Source organism: Alistipes sp. CHKCI003 (assembly GCF_900021155.1).
Lineage (GTDB): Bacteria > Bacteroidota > Bacteroidia > Bacteroidales > Rikenellaceae > Alistipes > Alistipes excrementavium.
The window spans coordinates 1-19,821 of sequence record NZ_FCNT01000028.1; the positions used below are offsets into that span (position 1 = coordinate 1).

Annotated in this window: 9 protein-coding genes; 7 read left to right on the top strand and 2 right to left on the bottom strand. The window is 64.3% G+C overall.

The window, feature by feature from the left end:
• Positions 1-160 precede the first annotated feature (160 nt).
• On the bottom strand, positions 161-1,186 hold the full coding sequence (gene tsaD / locus BN3659_RS04530; protein ID WP_091534935.1) for a tRNA (adenosine(37)-N6)-threonylcarbamoyltransferase complex transferase subunit TsaD: 1,026 nt from the start codon (positions 1,184-1,186) through the stop codon (positions 161-163).
• A gap of 79 nt (positions 1,187-1,265) precedes the next feature.
• On the opposite strand from tsaD, the gene BN3659_RS04535 reads away from it, so the two are divergent.
• The 6 genes from BN3659_RS04535 to BN3659_RS04560 all read left to right on the top strand — a co-directional run bounded on the left by BN3659_RS04535 (position 1,266) and on the right by BN3659_RS04560 (position 13,150).
• The gene (locus BN3659_RS04535; protein ID WP_253181059.1) at positions 1,266-5,978 is read left to right on the top strand and encodes a translocation/assembly module TamB domain-containing protein; all 4,713 of its coding nucleotides are present in this window, start codon (positions 1,266-1,268) and stop codon (positions 5,976-5,978) included.
• Between the two features lie 653 nt (positions 5,979-6,631).
• Positions 6,632-7,306, top strand: a complete 675-nt coding sequence (locus BN3659_RS04540) for a MotA/TolQ/ExbB proton channel family protein (RefSeq protein WP_091534938.1) — start codon at positions 6,632-6,634, stop codon at positions 7,304-7,306.
• 7 nt (positions 7,307-7,313) lie between these two features.
• The gene (locus BN3659_RS04545) at positions 7,314-7,718 is read left to right on the top strand and encodes an ExbD/TolR family protein (RefSeq protein ID WP_091534939.1); all 405 of its coding nucleotides are present in this window, start codon (positions 7,314-7,316) and stop codon (positions 7,716-7,718) included.
• Positions 7,719-9,383: 1,665 nt separating this feature from the next.
• A complete protein-coding gene (locus BN3659_RS04550; RefSeq protein WP_091534941.1) occupies positions 9,384-10,070 on the top strand; it encodes a TonB family protein in 687 nt (228 codons plus the stop codon).
• A 500-nt stretch (positions 10,071-10,570) separates the two neighbouring features.
• Entirely contained in the window at positions 10,571-10,906 is a 336-nt protein-coding gene (locus BN3659_RS04555) for a DUF1573 domain-containing protein (RefSeq protein ID WP_224757865.1), read from the top strand.
• Between the two features lie 939 nt (positions 10,907-11,845).
• Positions 11,846-13,150, top strand: coding sequence for an amidohydrolase (locus tag BN3659_RS04560; protein ID WP_091534942.1), 1,305 nt, complete (start codon positions 11,846-11,848; stop codon positions 13,148-13,150).
• Between the two features lie 1,287 nt (positions 13,151-14,437).
• Here the strand turns inward: BN3659_RS04560 and BN3659_RS04565 are convergent.
• A complete protein-coding gene (locus BN3659_RS04565) occupies positions 14,438-16,132 on the bottom strand; it encodes a DUF6377 domain-containing protein (protein WP_091534944.1) in 1,695 nt (564 codons plus the stop codon).
• Positions 16,133-16,791: 659 nt separating this feature from the next.
• Here BN3659_RS04565 and BN3659_RS04575 point away from each other — a divergent pair.
• Positions 16,792-19,809 carry a SusC/RagA family TonB-linked outer membrane protein gene (locus BN3659_RS04575; RefSeq protein ID WP_091534947.1) on the top strand — a complete coding sequence of 1,006 codons (3,018 nt, stop codon included), beginning with the start codon at positions 16,792-16,794 and terminating at the stop codon, positions 19,807-19,809.
• Positions 19,810-19,821 lie beyond the last annotated feature (12 nt).

Sequence of the window (19,821 nt, forward strand, 5' to 3'; positions counted from 1 at the left end):
AGCCCGCTTCGCCCTCGACAGCGCCGATCGAAAGCGACTTCTTGTACTCCGAGAGGCTGAACGGCGCCTTGTTGAAAGCCCTGCGTTCGGCGGGAGTGAGCTCGCGCACATCGTCGTAGAAGCCCGGCGGTGCGTCCGTCCGTCCGGTTCGCGCGGCGGCTTAGAGGAGTTGTTCGATGCGGGCTGCGGGGGCGACGTCGAGCGTCGCCAGATCGCCGTGCTTGTAGCGGTAGTAGCCCGACATGGCGATCATCGCGGCGTTGTCGGTGGTGAACTTGAACTCGGGCAGGAACGTGCGCCACCCGCGCCGGCGACCCGTCTCGGCGACGGCGTTGCGCAGACCCGAGTTGGCCGAGACGCCGCCGGCGATGGCGATGTCGGTGATCCCGAACTCTTTCGAAGCGCGGACGAGCTTGTCGAGCAGGATCTCGATGATCGTCGCCTGCAGCGAGGCGCAGAGGTCGGCCCTGCGTCGTTCGATGAAACCGGGGTCGGCGGCCGTCGCGTCGCGCAGCGCGTAGAGGAACGAGGTCTTCAGCCCCGAGAACGAGTAGTCGAAACCGTCGATGCGCGGTCTGGCGAAGCGGAAAGCCTTCGGGTCGCCCTCCTTGGCGAGCTTGTCGATCACGGGGCCGCCCGGATAGGGCAGTCCCATCGCTTTGGCACATTTATCGAAGGCTTCGCCCGAAGCGTCGTCGATGGTCGTACCGACGATCCGCATTTCGAGCGGCGAGTCCACGCGCACGATCTGCGTGTGTCCTCCGCTCACGAGCAGACACAGAAACGGGAAATCGGGATGGGGCAGCTGCCGGTCGGGAAGGTCGATGAAGTGCGAGAGGATGTGTCCTTGCAGGTGGTTGACCTCCACCATCGGGATGTTGCGGGCGATGGAGAGTCCTTTGGCGAACGACACCCCCACGAGCAGCGATCCCAGCAGACCCGGTCCGCGCGTGAAGGCGATGGCGTCGAGTTTGTCGGCCGCGACGCCCGCTTCGCGCAGCGCCGTGTCCACCACCGGCACGATGTTCTGCTGGTGGGCGCGCGAGGCCAGTTCGGGGATCACGCCGCCGTATTTGACGTGAACGGCCTGTGAGGCAATCACATTCGACAGCAGGACGTTGTTGCGGATCACGGCGGCCGAGGTGTCGTCGCACGAGGATTCGATGCCTAAGATTGTAATATCCATCTCGATTTTGGTTATATTTTAACTATTTTAGTTAAATTTGCAGGTTAAAAGCCGTACAGTGCGCAAAGTTATAAAAATATTGGCAAAAGCGGTCTCGGCGGCGATTTTGTCGCTCGTCCTGCTGCCTTTGCTGCTCTCGCTGCTGCTGGAGATTCCGGCGGTGCAGAACTTCGTCGCGCACAAGGCCGCCGCCCTCGTCTCGCGGAAGCTGGGGACCGTCGTGAGCATCGGGCGGGTGGACATCGGGCTGTTCAGCCGACTGCGGGCCGAGGATTTCTACGTGGAGGACTACCAGCGCGACACGCTGCTCTACGTGGGCCGCGCCGAAGCGTTCGTTACGGGCTTCGGCCTCTTCGGCGAGGGGCTCGTGCTCGGCAGCGCCGAGCTCGAACGCGCCAAGCTCTACCTGCGCGAGACCCCGTCGGGCGAGATGAACATCAAGCAGGTCGTCGACCGCCTGAGCAGGAAGGACAAACGGAAAAAGGGCGATTTCGGGCTGACGATCGTCTCGGCCTCGATCGAGGACATGGATTTCTGCCTCGACCGCACCGACCGCAGGAATCCTCCCTACGGGATCGACTTCGGCCGCATGCACCTCGGCGAACTGACCGCCCGGGTGTCCGACCTGCGGATCGACGGCCCTTCCGTCTCCATGAATATCGAGTCGCTGGCGGCAGCGGAGCGGAGCGGTTTCGAACTCGAAGAGCTCTCGGGCCGCTTCTTCCTCACCAACGGCTGCATCGGCTTCGAGCATGCGACGATCCGCACGCCCCGTTCGCAGGTGCGGATTCCGAGTATCTCGCTGGTCGGAAATTCGTGGGCCGAGTACAAGGACTTCCTGAGCGAGGTGCTCATCGACGCCTCGCTGAGCGATTCGCGCCTCTCGACGGACGACGTGGCCTATTTCGCTCCGAAGCTGCGGACGTGGCATACGACTTTCCACGACATCGGCCTGCGGATCGAGGGCACGGTGGCCGATCTGAAGGCATCGCTCTCGGGCGTCGGAGCGGGCGCCGGCACGCAGCTCGTCGCCGAAGCGGCGGTGCAGGGCCTTCCGAACATCGCGCGCACGCATTTCGATCTCGATATACGCCGGCTGACCACCACGGCGGCCGACATCGACCAGTTGGCCGCGGGGATCGGCGGCAGGGAGCTGCCGAACGATCTGGTGCGGACGCTCGACCGATCGGGGCGTCTCGATCTCAGCGGACGTTTCGCCGGTTCGCTCTCCTCGTTCCGGCTGGAGGCTTCGCTCTCGACGCTCGCCGGCAGCGCCGACTGCAACCTGCTCGTGCGGCCGCTGAAGGGCGACCGGCGCAGCGTGAAAGGCGAGATCGCGGCCCGCGACATCCGGCTGGGCGAGCTGCTCGCCAATCCCGAACTGGGTACGGCGACCCTCGCCGCGCGGGTCGACGGCGCCGTGGGCCGGGGATTCGCCGATGCCAACGTCGTCGGCGAAGTCCGCCGTTTCGAGTTCAACGGCTACCTCTACGATTCGCTGCGGCTCGACGGCCACCTGTTCAACCGCGAGTTCGACGGCCGCATCGCGGCCCGCGACCGCAGCCTCGATTTCGATTTCGCGGGGCTCGTGGATTTCAACGATTCGGTGCCCCGCTACGACTTCGCGCTCGACCTGCGCAAGGCCGATCTGGCGGCCATGCGTTTCAACCGCCGCGATTCGGTCTCGAACCTCTCGGCCCGTCTGACCGCCAAGGGCAGCGGCCGTTCGTTCGACGACCTGAACGGCGACATCCGGATCGCCGACGCCCGCTACCGCTACAACGACAGCGTGGTGGAGGCCCGGCAGATCCTCCTGCGGGGCGTCAACTCCGCCCGGAGCAAGTTCGTCGAGCTGCGCTCGGACTTCGCCGACGTTACGTTCCGCAGCAAGACCAGCTACCGCGAAATCTTCGAATACCTCAAGGCCGCCGCATGGAAGTATCTGCCGATGCTCTACGACCGCGAACGTGCGGCGGGCCTCATGACCCGGCCGACCTCCGCGGCCAACGACTTTTCGCTCCTGTCGGTCGACGTGAAGAACATCAACCCCGTGATGGATGCCATCGCGCGGGGGTTGCAGGTCGCCGACGGCTCGCGCCTGCAACTGCTCTTCAATCCCGCGAGCGATCGGCTGGCCCTCACGGCTTCGTCCGATTTCATCGAACGCGACCGGCTGCTGGCCACGAAGATCAAGGTCAATGCCACCAACCGCGGCGACTCGCTGGCGCTCTATGCCGCTTCGGAGGATTTCTACATGGGCATGTTCCGTTTGCAGAACCTCTCGCTCGCGGGCGGCGCACGCGAGGGGCGCCTGAAGCTCACCACCGGATTCAACGATACGACCGAACGCTTCTCGGGGCTGTTCAGCATCGCGGCCTCTCTGGCCGAGGAGCCCGGACCCGACGGGCGCGTGCTGGACGTGCGCATCCTGCCCTCGCATCTCACGCGGCAGGACAAGACGTGGCGGATCTTCGCGCAGCGCATCCTCATCGACACGGCGCGGATCGGCATCGACCGTTTCAGCGTGATGAACAACCAGCAGGAGTTGCTGGTGGACGGCACGGCATCGCGCCGTCTGGAGGACACGCTTCGCGTGCGGCTGCGGAATTTCGATCTGGCGCCGCTGACGCAGATCGTCAACAAGATGGGTTATTCGATCGAAGGCATCACCAACGGCTCGGCGACGATCCGCTCGGCGCTCCGCCGCAGCGAAATCGCGGCCGACATCCGCTTCGACAGCCTCGAAGTGAACGATCTGCCCGCGCCGCCTCTGCGGCTCGTCTCGACGTGGGACATGCAGCGCAACCGCGCCGGAGTCGTGGTTACGGACCGCCGCCGGCTCGACACGCTGGTGCAGGGTTTTTACGTGCCCTCCGAAGCGCGGTACTATGCCCGCATGGACGTGGACAGCCTCGACATGAGCCTGCTGGACCCCGTGCTCAAAGGGGTGGTCTCCGGCACGAAGGGATCGGCCGGCATCCGCGCGGAGCTCCGGGGCCGCCGGCGCGATGCGCGGCTTGCGGGCCGCATCCGCGTGGCGGGGCTCGAAACGAAGGTCGATTTCACGCAGGTCGTCTATCGCGTGCCGGAGCTGACGCTCGACGTGGCGGACAACCACCTCATCGCCGACGGCGCGACGTTCTACGACGCCGAGGGCAACCGCGGCGGACTGAGCATCGACCTCGATCTGGGACACCTTTCGAACATCGCCTACGGCGTGCGCGTAACGCCCGAGCGGATGCTCGTGCTCGATACGACGCCCCGCGACAACGACACCTTCTACGGGCGGATCTACGCTTCGGGCGCGGCGACCATCACGGGCGACAAGCGGGGCGTGAACATGGACATCTCGGCCGCTACGGCCGACCGCTCGTCGTTCGTCCTGCCCCTGTCGGGCAAGTCGGACATTTCGACCGCCGACTTCGTCGTCTTCGAATCGCCCCGCACGGCCGATACGACGGATTATCTCACGCGCAAGAAACTGCTCTTCCAGCGGCGGCAGCAGACCCGCGCCGCCGCACGGGGGTCGATGAACATCTCGCTGGCGCTCGACGTGCGCCCCAATCTCGATCTGGAGCTCGACATGGCCGGCAGCGTGCTGCGCGGACGGGGCGAGGGGACGCTCAATCTGGAAATCAACCCGCGCCAGAACCTCTTCGAAATATACGGCGACTATACGATCGCGGAGGGCAGCTACAACCTCTCGCTCCAGAACCTCATCTCGCGCAAGTTCGTGATCGAGAGCGGCTCCACGATCATGTGGACCGGCTCGCCGATGAACGCCATGCTCGACATCAGCGCCGTCTACAAGCTCAAGGCGTCGCTCACGCCTCTGTTGCAGGGCACCACGACCAACAACATCAGCCGCGACCGCTCGGTGCCCGTGGAGTGCGTGATCCATCTGGGCGACCGTCTCCAGCACCCCGACATCACCTTCTCGGTCCGCGTGCCGCAGACCGACCCCGAGACGCAGGCCGTGATCTCCGATGCGCTCGCCACGCCCGAGACGATGAACACGCAGTTTTTCTACCTCTTGGTATTCAGCAGTTTTCTGGCCGAAGACAACTCCTTGAGCTCGGGCTTCGGCGCTTCGTCGGTCGGCACGGGCATCGAATTTCTGACCAACCAGCTGAGCCGGCTGCTCTCCACGAGCGACTACAACGTGCGGATCGACTACCGCCCCAAGACCGATCTGACGAGCGACGAGCTGGACTTCGGACTCTCGAAGAGCCTCATCAACGACCGCCTGTTCGTCGAGCTCGAAGGCAACTACATCCTCGACAACAGTCAGGCGGTCAACCGCAACATGTCCAACTTCATGGGCGAGGCTTACGTAACGTGGCTCATCGACCGCGCGGGGACGCTGCGTCTGAGGGCCTTCACGCAGACCATCGACCGCTTCGACGAGAATCAGGGCTTGCAGGAGACCGGCATCGGCATCTATTATAAGGAGGATTTCAACACCTTCAAGGACCTGCGCCAGCGAATCCGGGATCGTTTTTCGAGCCGCAAGCGCCGGGAGCGCCGTGCGGCCCGCGCCGCAGAGCGGGCCCGGCAGGACAGCGCGGCGCGGAGCGGGGATGCGTCGCGGCATCCGCAGGCGCAGGAGACGGCGCGGCAGGACCCCGCCGCCCGTTCGGTGGTGCCTCTTTCGCCTGCCGGAGCGGACGCTGCCGGTTCGGAGGAGCGCCTTTCGCAGGCGCAGGACAGCATCGGCCGTCCGGACGGCGGCCTCTCGCCCGAGGCGGCGGACGGTGCGGCCGGACGGGCGGCGGCCCCCGCGGAGCGATAGCTGCCCGAAGTGCGGCGGGCGGAATGCGGTGTCCGAGGTCGCGCGGGGCGGAAGTTTGCGGAAGGCGGGGTGCGGCGTGTCGTTGCGGAGCGTGTGCCGGGTCGGCGGCACGGAGTGCGCGGAATGCGCCGGATTGCGGCGCAGGGGGTGCATGGATTGCCGGCTGTGCCGGACGGCGGTGCGTCGGCCGAGGCGGTCGGAAAGGGCGCGGTATGCGGCCGGATGCGGAAAACCGCGGCGTGTCGTTGCGGAGCGTGTGCCGGGTCGGCGGCACGAAGTGCGCGGGATGCGCCGGATTGCGGCGCAGGGGGTGCAGGGTGTGCCGGCTGCGCCGGACGGCGGTGCGTCGGCCGAGGCGGTCGGAAAGGGCGCGGTATGCGGCCGGATGCGGAAAACCGCGGCGTGTCGTTACGGAGCGTGTGCCGGGTCGGCGGCACGGAGTACGCGGGATGCGCCGGATTGCGGCGCAGGGGGTACAGGGTGTGCCGGGTGTGCCGGACGGCGGTGCAGCTATGCTGGATGAGGTCCGGCGGCCTGCGCGAACGGTCGGGGCGACGGAAGAGCGAACGGATGAAGCGTACTGCCGCATGCGGCGGCACGGAACCGGACAAGCGAGGACGGCGAATTGAAAACTTAAATAAATTTCTGAACGTATGATTACATTTTTGCAGGCCGCCGAAACGGTGGCGGTCAACGAAGAGACCCGCATGGGTTTGTGGGAACTGTTCACCAAGGGCGGTTGGCTGATGTGGCCGCTGCTGCTGCTCGGCGGCATCACGATCTTCATCTTCGTCGAGCGGTTCATGGCCATCCGCAAGGCTTCGGCCCTCGACATGAACTTCATGAACCGCATCCGCGATTACATCTCCGACGGCAAGATCGCCGTGGCGGTGAACCTCTGCAAGAAGACCGACACGCCCATCGCCCGCATGATCGAGAAGGGCATCGAGCGCATCGGACGACCGATGGGCGACGTGCAGACGGCCATCGAGAACGTGGCGAATCTCGAAGTCTCGAAGCTCGAAACGAACCTTCCGTTTCTGGCCACGATCGCGGGCGGCGCTCCGATGATCGGTTTTCTGGGTACGGTGCTCGGCATGGTGCAGACCTTCATGGACATGTCGGCCGCGGGCGGCACGGTCGATCTGGGACTGCTTTCGAGCGGCATGTACGTGGCGATGGTTACTACGGTGATGGGGCTGCTGGTGGGCATTCCGGCCTACTTCGGCTACAACTATCTCGTGGCCCGCATCGAAAAGCTCGTATTCCAGATGGAGGCCAACTCGATCGCCTTCATGGATATTCTGAACCAACCCGTTCAAAAGTAGACAGATTATGGCTATCAAACACGGCTCCAAGGTGGACAAGTCGTTCTCGGCCTCGTCGATGACCGACCTCATGTTCCTGCTGCTGCTGTTCCTGCTGATCGCCACGACGCTCATCAACCCCAATGCCCTGAAGCTGGTGCTCCCGAAGAGTGCCAACCAACTCAAGGACAAGGCGATGACCACGGTGTCGATCCAGCAGGAGGGCACGCACTACAATTACTACGTCGAGCTCGAACGTGTACAGGGCATCGACGGCGTGGAACAGGCGCTCCGCGCGCGGCTCGGCGACAGGGAGGATGCCACGGTCTCGCTCCACTGCGACAAGACGGTGGCGGTGGACGAAGTGGTGAAGGTGATGAACGTCGCGCGCGACAACGGCTACAAACTGATTTTGGCGACTTCGCCCAATTAGACGGGCCCCTTGCGGCGGTTCGCGGCCGTCGCGCCTGCCGGAGGGCGCTCGTTCGCGGCAGGGTTTTGTGCCGAAGGGCTTTTTTCGCCGGGCGTTTTGCGGCGGAAGATTTTTGCGGCGGACGGTTCTCGCGGCGGGTCGTGCGGTTTTCGCAGCTACCGGCTTTCGAAGTCCGGCGCCTGCGTCGGTCGGTTCGCGTCGACGCTTCCGCACGGGACGGCCCCCCCCGGACTTCGTGCGTGCCGGGATGCGTGTTCCGGATTCGATGCCCCGAGGTCCGTGCATCGAGGACCGTGCATCGGAGCTATGCCGGCAGGTTCTTGCGTCGGTCGGTTCGCGTCGACGCTTCGCACGGGACGGCCTCCCCTCCCCGGACTTCGTGTGTGCCGGGATGCGTGTTCCGGATTCGGTGCCCCGCGAGGTCCGTGCATCGGGGCGCGTGCATCGAGGACCGTGCATCGGAGCTATGCCGGCAGGTTCTTGCGTCGGTCGGTTCGCGTCGACGCTTCCGCACGGGACGGCCTCCCCTCCCCGGACTTCGTGTGTGCCGGGATGCGTGTTCCGGATTCGATGCCCCGCGAGGTCCGTGCATCGAGGCGCGTGTATCGAGAACCGTGCATCGGAGCTATGCCGACAGGTTCTTGCGTCGGTCGGTTCGCGTCGACGCTTCCGCACGGGACGGCCCCCCGGACTTCGTGCGTGCCGGGATGCGTGTTCCGGATTCGGTGCCCCGCGAGGTCCGTGCATCGGGGCGCGTGCATCGAGGACCGTGCATCGGAGCTATACCGGCAGGTTCTTGCGTCGGTCGGTTCGCGTCGACGCTTCCGCACGGGACGGCCCCCCCCCGGACTTCGTGCGTGCCGGGATGCGTGTTCCGGATTCGGTGCCCCGAGGTCCGTGCATCGGGGCGCGTGCATCGAGGACCGTGCATCGGAGCTATGCCGGCAGGTTCTTGCGTCGGTCGGTTCGCGTCGACGCTTCCGCACGGGACGGCCCCCCCCCGGACTTCGTGCGTGCCGGGATGCGTGTTCCGGATTCGGTGCCCCGCGAGATCCGTGAATCGAGGACCGTGTATCGGAGGCCGTGCGGTGCAGCCTGTGTTCCGAGGACGGGCAGTGAGGATCGGCTGTCTGCCGCCTCGGTGCGGCGGCGGAATGCGGCGGAGCGCACCTTCCCTTTCCGATGCGGGGAGGGATCGCAGTATGACACGGGAGACTGCGGAGACGCAGCGCACCGAACGGGCGGTTGCCCGCAACGGTCGGATCCGGTTCGGAGACGGGGCGGTGCGTTTCGCGGTCGGTCGGATGGGGCCAAAGAGGGCCCGATTGCGATTGGGGCGGTCGGAGTATGGGGCCTGCCGGTCGTAGCGCGGTGTCGACCGGGGGAGGTGTGCGAACAGCCGGACAGCCGGGCAGTCGGACAGAATGGCGGCAGAACAGCCGGTCAGAAGGGCAGAAGGCCGGATTCGTTCGGGAAACGGAAAAACGCGGACGCGGCACGGAGCTGCGCCGGGAGCGAGCCGGTCCGGCGTGCGGGTTCGGCAAACGTCGGGGGGGGGAAGACGGACGTCCGTCTCCCCGATCGGAAAAACGGAGCGGAAACGAATATGGGGCCGGGCGGCTGGCGCATGGTCCTGAAATGAATACAATCGAATGGAACACAGTTATGTACTACTATAATCCGAACGATCGTTCGCCCCGCAGGTGGGCGGTGATTGCGGCGGCGCTCTACGTGCTGACGCTGGGGACGGCGTTTGCTTTCGTGTCGTTCGATTTCCGGATCGGACAGCGGACGGAGGAGGCGATATGGGTCGATTTCACCGAGCCGCCGGTTCCCGAGCCGCCCGCACCGCTGAAACGGACGCCGACGGAACCGCGCATGCACGATGCGGCGGCGCCCGCGGAGCAGACGGCCGAGGTCGCCGGCAGGGACGAGAAGACCGAGACGCCCAATCCCCGCGCGCTGTTCAAGATGAACAAGGGCGGGGCCGATGCGCCCGACGATGCGGGCAATCCCCATGCTCCCGAAGGCGAAGACAAGGCGAGCGGCCGGGGGCCCGGACTGAGTACGGACGGGCTCGATCAGCTCGACCGCGGCTTGCAGGGGCGCGGTCTGCGCGGTGCGCTTCCGAAACCTTCGTATCCGGGCAACCGGGGCGGCAAGGTCGTCGTGCGCGTAACGGTCGGCCCTGCGGGCGAGGTAACCTCGGCGGCCTACGAACCCAAAGGCTCCACGACGAGCGATCCCTCGCTGATCGAGGCGGCGCTTGCGGCGGCCCGCAAAGCGAAGTTCACCGAGAGCCGCGCACCGGTGCAGGGCGGTACGATCACCTATGTATTCAAATTGAAATGACGACTATGAAACGATCGATTCATGCCCGCGGCGTTTTTCCGCACGGGCGGTTCCCGCACCGGCTTTTGCCGCAGGGGCGGGGTTTGCGGTCCGGTGTATCGGCGGGGGGCGCTCGGGACTGTCGTTCCTCCGCCTCGGCCGTTCGCGGGGCTGCCTGTCGTGCATGCGGCACGGCGAAAACGCTCGTCTTTGCGCTTGCTTTGCTGTGGGGCATGGGGGCGGATGCACGGGAGTTGCCCCGCGAATGCACGGCGGCGCACCCGAGCGGACGGACTGCTGCGCCGGGTTGCGGCCGGTTCGCTGCGGCGCACGGATTGTTCCGCGGTCCGTCGGCGGCGGACGCCGTGCACTCGTCGGCGGAATGGGGGCGGAGGGCATCGGAGGAGAGGTCGTCTCAACGTCCGGCGTGCTGCGCGCATTCGTCGGCGCTGCTCCGCGCACATCCGTCGGTGCAAAGGCACATGCGCCCGGCGGTGCGGAGAGACGATCCGCCGCCGACGGTGCAGGGTGCTCTGCTGCGGATGGACAGCGCGACCTGCGATTTCGGGAATGTGCCCCGCAAGGGCGGCGATCTGGTGAAGGATTTCACGTTTGCAAACGACGGGACGGTCCCGCTGGTCATCACCCGTGTCGTAACCTCCTGTTCGTGCCTTCGGGCTTCGTTTCCGAAGCGTCCGGTGCCTCCGGGCGGCGAAGCGGCGGTTCGGATCGTTTACGAGCCCCATAAGAGCGATCCCGGCGTGTTCCACAAGGTGATCCAGATCTACTCCAATTCGGTGGACGGGCGCCATGTCATCACCGTGCAGGGGTGTTCGGTGGATCGGAAGGAGCGCTGACCGCCTTCCCGCGGGCGGATGTGTCGCTTCCGCCGGGAGGATCGCGCCGGAGCGGAGTGCGGCTACGGGGCAGGCGGTGAGATTTCGGGCAGAGGGAGAACCGGAACGGAACTTGGAGTTTAACCGGAACTGAAACTGGAACTGGGCCGGAACCGGGTCTGAGACTGGGATCGGGCCGGGACTGAGACTGAGACTGAGACTGAGACTGAGACTGAGACTGAGACTGAGACTGAGACTGGGACTGGGATCGGGATTGAGACCGGAACTGGGCCGGGATTGAGGCCGGGACTGGATTTGGTCCGGAACGGGGTTTGGATTGGAGCCGATACAGGAATTGAAACCGGGGACAGGCTGGAGGCTGTGTCCCGCTTGTGCGGCGGATCCGTATGAACGAAGCGGCGTGTTATACCGCCCGGATGCAGTCGGCTGCGGGAGCCGGTCTGCGGGAGCGGAAGAACGATGGAATGCCGGTGCGTTTTCGGATCGCGGCTCTTTCGGGAGGGCGTGCCGGTCGGAAGCTTATGCCGGTATCGGCCGCACGGTTTTCGGTTGCGTGCTTCGGTTGCGTGCAGGCGGCGGTTCGGGGAGGACTTTCGCAGGTCGTGGGTTTATGCCGGCCGGAGGGGCGGTTGCGGGTCTCGGGTTTCGGTTGTGCGGCGTCGCGGATGGCGTTTGCGGCCTTCGGGTTGCAAAACGGTCGTCGAGGCGGAGTTGTCCCGGCTGTACGAAGGTGTGCGAAGCTGCGGCGGATTGCGCGGGTCTGATCCGGCGCTTCGGGGCGGCGGCATCGGCGGTCTGCCCTTTCGAGGCGGCATGCTTCCCGAGGTGCGGGCTGTCTTTTGCGGTCCGGTGCAAGGCGGAAAACGGTGCTAAATCCGCGGCGGGTCGTCCCGGTTTGCGGAACAGAGCAAATAATGAGAAATATAAAAACAGACGCATATGACGCTTTTATTCGAAAATTGTACGATCCTGACGATGACTTCCGAGGCGCCCGACGGCGCTCCGTTCACGGGTTCGGTGGGGATCGCGGGCAACCGGATCGCTCTCGTTGCGGCCGATGCCGCCGCCGCGGAGGCATTCCGCGCCGCGCATCCCGATGTGCGGACGATCGACGGCCGCGGCAAACTGCTCATGCCCGGGCTGGTCGACACTCATTGCCATGCGGCGATGACGCTCCAGCGCAACCGCGCGGACGACATCGCGCTCATGCGCTGGCTCAACGAATCCATCTGGCCGTTCGAGGCGAAACAGACCCCCGAGGAGGTGATGCTCGGGGCCGAGCTGGGGATGGCCGAGCTGCTGCTGGGCGGCGTAACGTCGTTCGTGGATATGTACTACCATGAGGATCGCTGCGTGGAAGCGGCCCGCCGCACGGGGATTCGGGCGATGCTCGGATGCAACTATTTCGACTCGAACATCGACGAAGTGTGGCCCCAGATCGAGGCCGCCGTGGAGGCGACCGCCGGCGACCGCCGCGTGCGGATCGCCGCCGCGCCCCATTCGGCCTATACGGTTTCGCCCGAGAACCTCGTGAGGGGCAAGGAGCTGTGCCGCCGCCACGGGTTGCATTTCATGACCCATATCGCCGAGACGCGGGACGAGATGCGGATCGTCCGCGAACGCTACGGATGCACGCCCGTCGAACACCTCGATCGTCTCGGCGTGCTCGACGAACGGACGATCGGCGCTCACTGCGTGCATGTGAACGACGACGACATTGCCGTGCTGGTGCAGCGGGGCGTCGCCGTGTCGCACAATCCGCAGAGCAACATGAAGATAGCGAGCGGTGTGGCGCCCGTCGAGCGCATGGTGCGTGCGGGGGCGCTTCTGACGATCGGGACCGACGGCCCCTGTTCGAACAACGATCTGGACATGTGGGACGAGATGCGCACGGCATCGTTCCTCCAGAAATCCGCCACAGGCGATCCCTGCGCCGTGCCGGCCTACGAGATCCTGCGGATGGCGACCGTGAACGGTGCGCGGGCGATGGGCTTCGGGGACGAGCTCGGCACGTTGCGCGAGGGCGCGTTGGCCGACGTGATACTGGTGGACCTGCAAAAGCCTCATTTGCAGCCGGTGAACTGTCTGGTCTCGGATCTGGTCTACTGCGGCAAGGCCGCGGATGTGGAGACGGTCGTGGTCGACGGCCGGATCGTGGTCGAGAACCGTCGTGCGGTCCATTGCGACCTGCCGACGCTCTTCGCCGGTGCCGCGGCCGCGGTTCGGCGCATCGAGGGGCGATGACCGGGGCGACGGGCCGCGAAGTTCGGCTGGGGTCGCACGGACCGTCGGGGCCGGCGTATGACGGTCGCCGGATGTACTTTGCCGGATGTACTTTGCCGGACGCATTTCGTGGGATGTGCTTCGTGGGAGGCGGTTCGGCGCATCGGGGCGGAATGATGACTGGGGCGGGTCGTGCGTTGCGTAGCCGAAAAGCGGTCCCGTAACGGATGTCCGGCGAAGAGTTGTCCGCCGGAGTTTTTCGTGATGCGCGGGGAGTTTTACTCTTTCGAATCCGGGGTTTGTTATTATGGCTTTTACGGTTCGGGCGGCTGAACATCTGTCATGCACCGAGACCGTTTTCCCGAGGATGAGAGACCGGGTTTCTCTTCTTTTGCGGCAGGCCGATCCTCTCACGGTTTTTCGTCCGCCGGGGCGGCGGTGCCGAATGCCAGTCGGCAAAGAATGCTTGCAGGGCGCAGTCTGCCGAGAGGGATGTTCCGGTCGCTTTCGGACCGCATCGGCTACGGCGCACAGGAGGGAACGGTGCGAGCTGCTTCGGACGAATGTGCGGCATTGCCGAGCAATACCGCCGGTTTGTCCCCCATGCGGGGCCCGCTCCTCTCTCGGTTTTTCGGCTGTCCGGGGGCGGCAGCCCGCATTTCGCCGCGGGCTCGTACGTTTCCGCCGCGGTGCCGCACCGCAGGACCTTGCGCGTTCCTTACCGAAGGCAGAAGCGGCCGCAGCCTGCGGAACGCACCCCGCGGGCGGGACCTCCGGCGGCGAATAAATCGCGGCCCGCACGGCTCTGAAGAGCCGCGATCCGCGGCCGGGGCCGCATTCCGAAACAGACCGGACTCTCTGTCCGGCCTGTACGAAAAATCGTACTCTTCGGAAACGGACGCTGGAGTGGCGGCGGATGAATGGCAGCCTGCACGGAGCAGAGGTGCTGCGAATCTGCGATTTGCAGGTTGCCGTTTCGCAGACGGCGGCGGCATCGTGAAAAGAGATGAAAAGACGATTCCTCTCCGCCGGGTCTTAGCGGGTTTGCCTGTGTCGGAGCGTGCGGCTTCGGCTCGACGGTGCCGTGCAGCGCGGAAAAAGCACCTGTTTCTCCGCCGGGTCTTATCGGGTTTGCCTGCTGTCAGGGTGTGCGGCTTCGGCTCAACGGTGCCGTGCAGTGCGGAAAAAGCACCTGTTTCTCCGTCGGGTCTTATCGGGTTTGCCTGCTGTCGGAGTGTGCGGCTTCGGCTCGACGGTGCCGTGCAGCGCGGAAAAAAGCACCTGTTTCTCTGTCGGGTCTTATCAGGTTTACCTGCTGTCGGAGCGTGCGGCTTCGCCTGTTCTGGGGCGTTGGCCGCCGAACGAGCCGATGGTGCGGATGCGTTCCTCGAACTCGTCGCGCGAGATGGTGCTGCGGCACTTGATCTTCGAGCGATAGTTGTAGATGGTGCTCACCGAGTAGCGCAGCAGCGCCGCGATCTTCGACGAGTCGCTGATACCGAGGCGGATCAGTGCGAAGATGCGCAGCTCGGTCGAAAGCAGTTCGCCCTTGCGGGGTTCGATGCGGGCCTCCTCGTCGAGCAGCTGGTTGAATTCGTCGATGAAAGTGGGGTAGAGCTTGAGGAACGTGGTGTCGAACATGGTGTAGAAAGCCTTGCGCTCCTGTTCGTCCGGATCGGTCGAGGCATATTCGCGGCGCAGGACGTCGATGTCGCCGTCGCGCAGTTGTTTGCGCACGCGGCGCCGCATTGCGGCGATCTTGTCGATATACTCCGAACACATCATCAGAAAAATGCCGATGTACTCCTCCTTGACCGTGTTGGCTTCGCCGATGCGGTCGTTGAGTTCGAGCAGCTGCTCGTTGTAGCGTTTGAGTGCGTCGTTGGTGCGGTGCTGACGGGCGAAAGCCTCTTCCAGCTCGCGCCGTGCGGCCTTCAGCCGCCGATACTGGCGCAGGGCGTAGATCGTGCCCGCAAGAGCCATGAGCGCCAACAGCGCGAGCGCCGAGACGAACTTGCGCGTCGTGGCGTCGGTCCGCCGCTTGTGTTCGGCGTAAGCCTTCTCGATCATCGTGATTACGCGCACGTCCTGCCACGGACGCAGGCGCGAGTTGAAGAACCGCGCATCGTCCATCACCGTGCGCATGTAGCGCATGGCGCGTTGTATGTCCTCCCCGACGAGCAGGTTGGCGAGGCTGCTGAGGGCCGCGTTGTCGCGGATGGCGAGCTGCACGTCGAGCATCGCCGCGCGCGTGTACCATTCGATCTGCATCCGGCTGTCGCCGCGGAACTGAGCCGCCACGGCCCGCATGTAGGCCGCGATGGCGTATTCGCGCGTCAGCGGGGGCACCTTGTCGAGCAGTTCGCAGACGATGCGCTCGGCCGCGTCGTAGTCGTTGCGGCGCATGGCACGTTCGAGTTCGTAGGTCAGACGCAGGGACGTGCCCGGCTCGGTGTTGTCGATGATCCGGCCGATGTAGAAGTCGGTGAGGCGTTCGGACTGCGTGCGCTGCGAAACGTCGTGGGAGTAGAGGCGCAGCTCGATGTTGAGTTTGAAGCGGGCGATGTAGTAGTCGGTGAGGGCCTTGCGGCCGAGCTGCGCCGTGTCCACGGCGCTGAGGTTGCGGTCCGCTTCGAGGTAGATGCCCGTGCCGGCGTAGAAATGGCCGAGGGCGATGCGCGTCTCGTCGAGCCTGCGGCGGTCGCCGAGCCGTTCGGCCAGTTCGATGTTGCGGTAGAGATACGTGATCGCCGAGTCGGCCTGATAGGGGATGTACTCCTCGATGAGCTGCTGGTTGAGGACGTATTGTTGGGCGGGTGTGAAGCGGGATTTGCCGAGGATGTTCTTGACGGACTCGATCCGGTGCTCGCGGTGGCCGATGTAGGTGGCGCTGTGCTGGAGCATTTCGTCCAGCCGGGCGAAGAGCGAATTCATTTCGGCATCGGGGCGGGCCGGGGCCGCGAGCGGCGCCAAAGCGGCGAGCAGAAGCAGGAGGTGTTTCATGGTCGGCAGTCTGTTTTTCGGTCTCGCGGACAAAGATAATATGCCGCGGCCGTCCGTGCAATCTTTTTTTGCGGTGCATCCGGTCCGCGCAAAGCTTCGCGCGGCCTCTGCATGCCGCAGGCGGCAGCGGAGAGCCCCCCCCGTCGCCGGCATGATCCGGCGGCGCCGGGGCGGGAGGCGGATGCGGAGCGTTTGCGCGTCGGTGCAAAGGTACGAATAAGTCGGGGGCAAAAGCAAATCCATTCGATTTTACCGGACGGGAGTGCCAAAGACGCAGCCGAAGGTACGAATAAATCGGGAGGGCGAAAGCAAATCCATTTGCTTATCGACGGGCGGGAGCATCCGAGTCGGAAGCGGGCGATGATATATTTCGTAATATTTTTAATATATGCGGAAAACCGCTGTCCGCGCTGATTCGGACGTTCCGGAACATTTACTTTTTTCGAGAGGCGGTGCCGCGAAAAAATCTTTGTACGACAGATGTTTGCATTTTCCGTGCGCCGGACGGAATCTACATTTTTAATCGTCGATACTCCGTTATGATCGGATGTGTCGTATTTTTAGACGATCGGACCGCAACAAAACGGCCGTAGGTTGATGGGAACTGTATTCGGAAAGCAGTTTGATTTTATTGAATTACTAACTAAAAACCAAATTCTATGACAAGTTTTTGCAAAACATTGCAATCGACCTGTCGGGCGGGTTGGCTCTTTGCGCTGTGCACGTTGGTGCTGACGGCGTTCGCGGACGTGGCCTATGCCCAACGGCAGTCGGTGTCGGGCAAGGTGGTCGACGCGCAGGGCGCTCCCGTGGTCGGGGCTGCCGTGATCGAAACGGGAACGGCGAACGGCGCTTCGACCGGCGTGGACGGCGAATTCGTCCTCGAACTCCGTGGGGGGGGGAATTCCGTCGAGGTGCAGTGCCTTGGTTATGCGTCGCAGACCGTCGACGTAACGGGTAAAAGCCGGATCGAGGTCGTCCTGCAGGAGGATGCCGTGTCGCTCGACGCCGTGGTGGCAATCGGTTACGGTACGGTCAAGCAGAAGGACCTCACCACGGCCGTGTCGGTCGTCTCGACCAAGGATCTCACGACGCGACCGCTGACCTCGGCCTCCGCGGCCTTGCAGGGTAAGGCCGCTGGCGTGCAGGTGCTCCAGCCCAACGGCGCCCCCGGGCAGGGCATGGTGGTGCGCGTGCGCGGCGCCTCGTCCATCTCGTCGAGCAACGACCCGCTCTATGTGGTCGACGGCGTGCCCGTGGGCGAGGGCGACTACGCCATCAGCTTCCTCTCGCCGAACGACATCGAGACCATGCAGGTACTCAAGGACGCATCGTCCGCCGCGATCTACGGCTCGCGTGCCGCCAACGGCGTGATCCTCATCACCACCAAGCAGGGCAGCCGCAAGAAGGGGCCGGACATCTCGTTCTCGACCTTCGTCGGCATCTCGAAGGTGGCCAAGACGTTCGACGTGCTCAACGCGCAGCAGTACCGCGAACTGATGGAGGAGACCGGGGCCGTGTCGGGCCTGCCGGAGAACCTCACCGACCGGACTGACTGGTTCGACGAGACCTATTCGACGGGCGTCAACCAGAACTACCAGTTCTCCGTGTCGAACGCCAACGACGACACCTCGTACTTCATCGGCGGCGGCTACACGAACGAAAAGGGCGTCATCGGCACCACTTCGGCCGAGCGGTACAACGTCCGCGCGAGCATCGAACAGAAGGTCTACAAGTGGGTTACGGCCAATGCGTCGGTTACGTACTCGAACTCCACGGACAAGGGCGGCATCATCTCCGGACAGGGCGCCAACCGCGCCGGCGTGGTCATCTCGACCATCGCCACGCCGACCTACGCCCCGATCTGGGACGAGGAGAACCCGGGGCAGTACTACAGCAATTTTTACGGTGCGAACGTTACCTCGCCGCTGGAGAACATGGCCCGCACCGATCATAACAAGACGATGTCCGACCGGCTGCTGCTCACCGGCGGCCTGACGTTCCACCTCTACAAGGGGCTGGATTTCAAGTCGACCGTTACGATGGACCGCCGTTGGGTCCACACGTCGGAATACCTCGATCCGGTGCGCACGAGCTACGGCCGCACGCAGCACGGAACGGCTTCGGACAAGCGGTCGGACGACCGCCGCATGGTCTACGACAACATCCTGACCTACACCGGCTCGTGGAACCTGCACAACCTCGAAGTGATGGGCGGTACGTCGGCGACGACCTCCGTGTGGGAGGAGCTGAGCGGTTCGCGTTCGTACTTCTCCTCGACGAACCCCATCCCCAACCTCAACGGCGGCAACAACGGCGGTCTGCGCGGACAGGGCTACGGCAAGAGCGAATGGGCCATCATGTCGTATCTGGCCCGCGTATCCTACAACTACGACAGCAAGTACCTCGTAACGGCCAACTTCCGTGCGGACGGTTCGTCGAAGCTCTCGCCCAAGCACCGCTGGGGCTACTTCCCCTCGTTCTCGGCCGCATGGCGTATTTCGGGCGAGCGTTTCATGGAGAACGTTTCGTGGATCGACGACCTGAAGATCCGCGCCGGATGGGGCCAGACCGGCAACCAGTCGGGTCTGACGGAGTACGGCTGGATGCAGCAGTACAACACCAACTATTTCGACTGGACCAAGGAGTCGACCGCCGTGCCGACCGTGGGCAGCAAGAGCAATATCGCAAACGACGAGCTGACGTGGGAGACCACCTCGCAGACCAACGTGGGTCTCGATCTGGCGCTCTTCAGGAACCGGCTGACCCTTTCGTTCGACTACTATTATAAATATACGAAGGACCTGCTGATGACCGTGCCGATGCCGGCGCCCTATCCCAACCTCACGCGCAACGAGGGCGAAATGTCGAACCGCGGTTTCGAGATCGTCGTCTCGTCGGTCAACATCACCAAGCCCAATTTCACGTGGACCACGGACTTCAATATTTCGGTCAACCGCAACCGGCTCGAAAAGCTCTCGCTGCAACAGGTCTACTACTACTCGAAGACGGCCGACGTTACGAACGACTACGTGATCCGCATGACGCCGGGCCAGCCGTTGTCGATGTTCTGGGGCTACATTTCCGACGGCGTCGATCCCGAGACGGGCGACCTCATCTACCGCGATCTGGACGGCAACGGCGACATCACCCCTTCGGACAAGACGTGGATCGGCGACGCCAACCCCGACTTCACGTTCGGCATGACCAACAACTTCTCGTGGAAGGGGCTCAACCTCAGCATCCTCATCACGGGATCGTACGGCAACGACATCTTCAATGCGTCGCGCATCGAGACCGAGGGCATGAACAACGGCAACAACCAGACCACCGAGGTGCTGCGCCGCTGGCGCATTCCGGGCCAGATCACCGACATGCCCCGCGCCACGACGAGCGGTTACAACCTCAAGAACTCGACCCGCTGGGTGGAGGACGGTTCCTATCTGAAGGTGAAGAACATCACCCTCTCCTACGACATCACTTCGCCCAAGCTGCGCCGCCTGAACATCTCGCGCATCCAGCCCTACGTCTCGCTCCAGAACTTCATCACGTGGACGGGCTATTCGGGCTACGATCCCGAGGTGAGCCAGTCGACGAGCGCCACCTCGATGGGCATCGATTGGGGTACGTATCCCAACGTGAAGACCGTCGTCGTGGGTCTCAATATTAACTTCTAACGATCGAAAGGA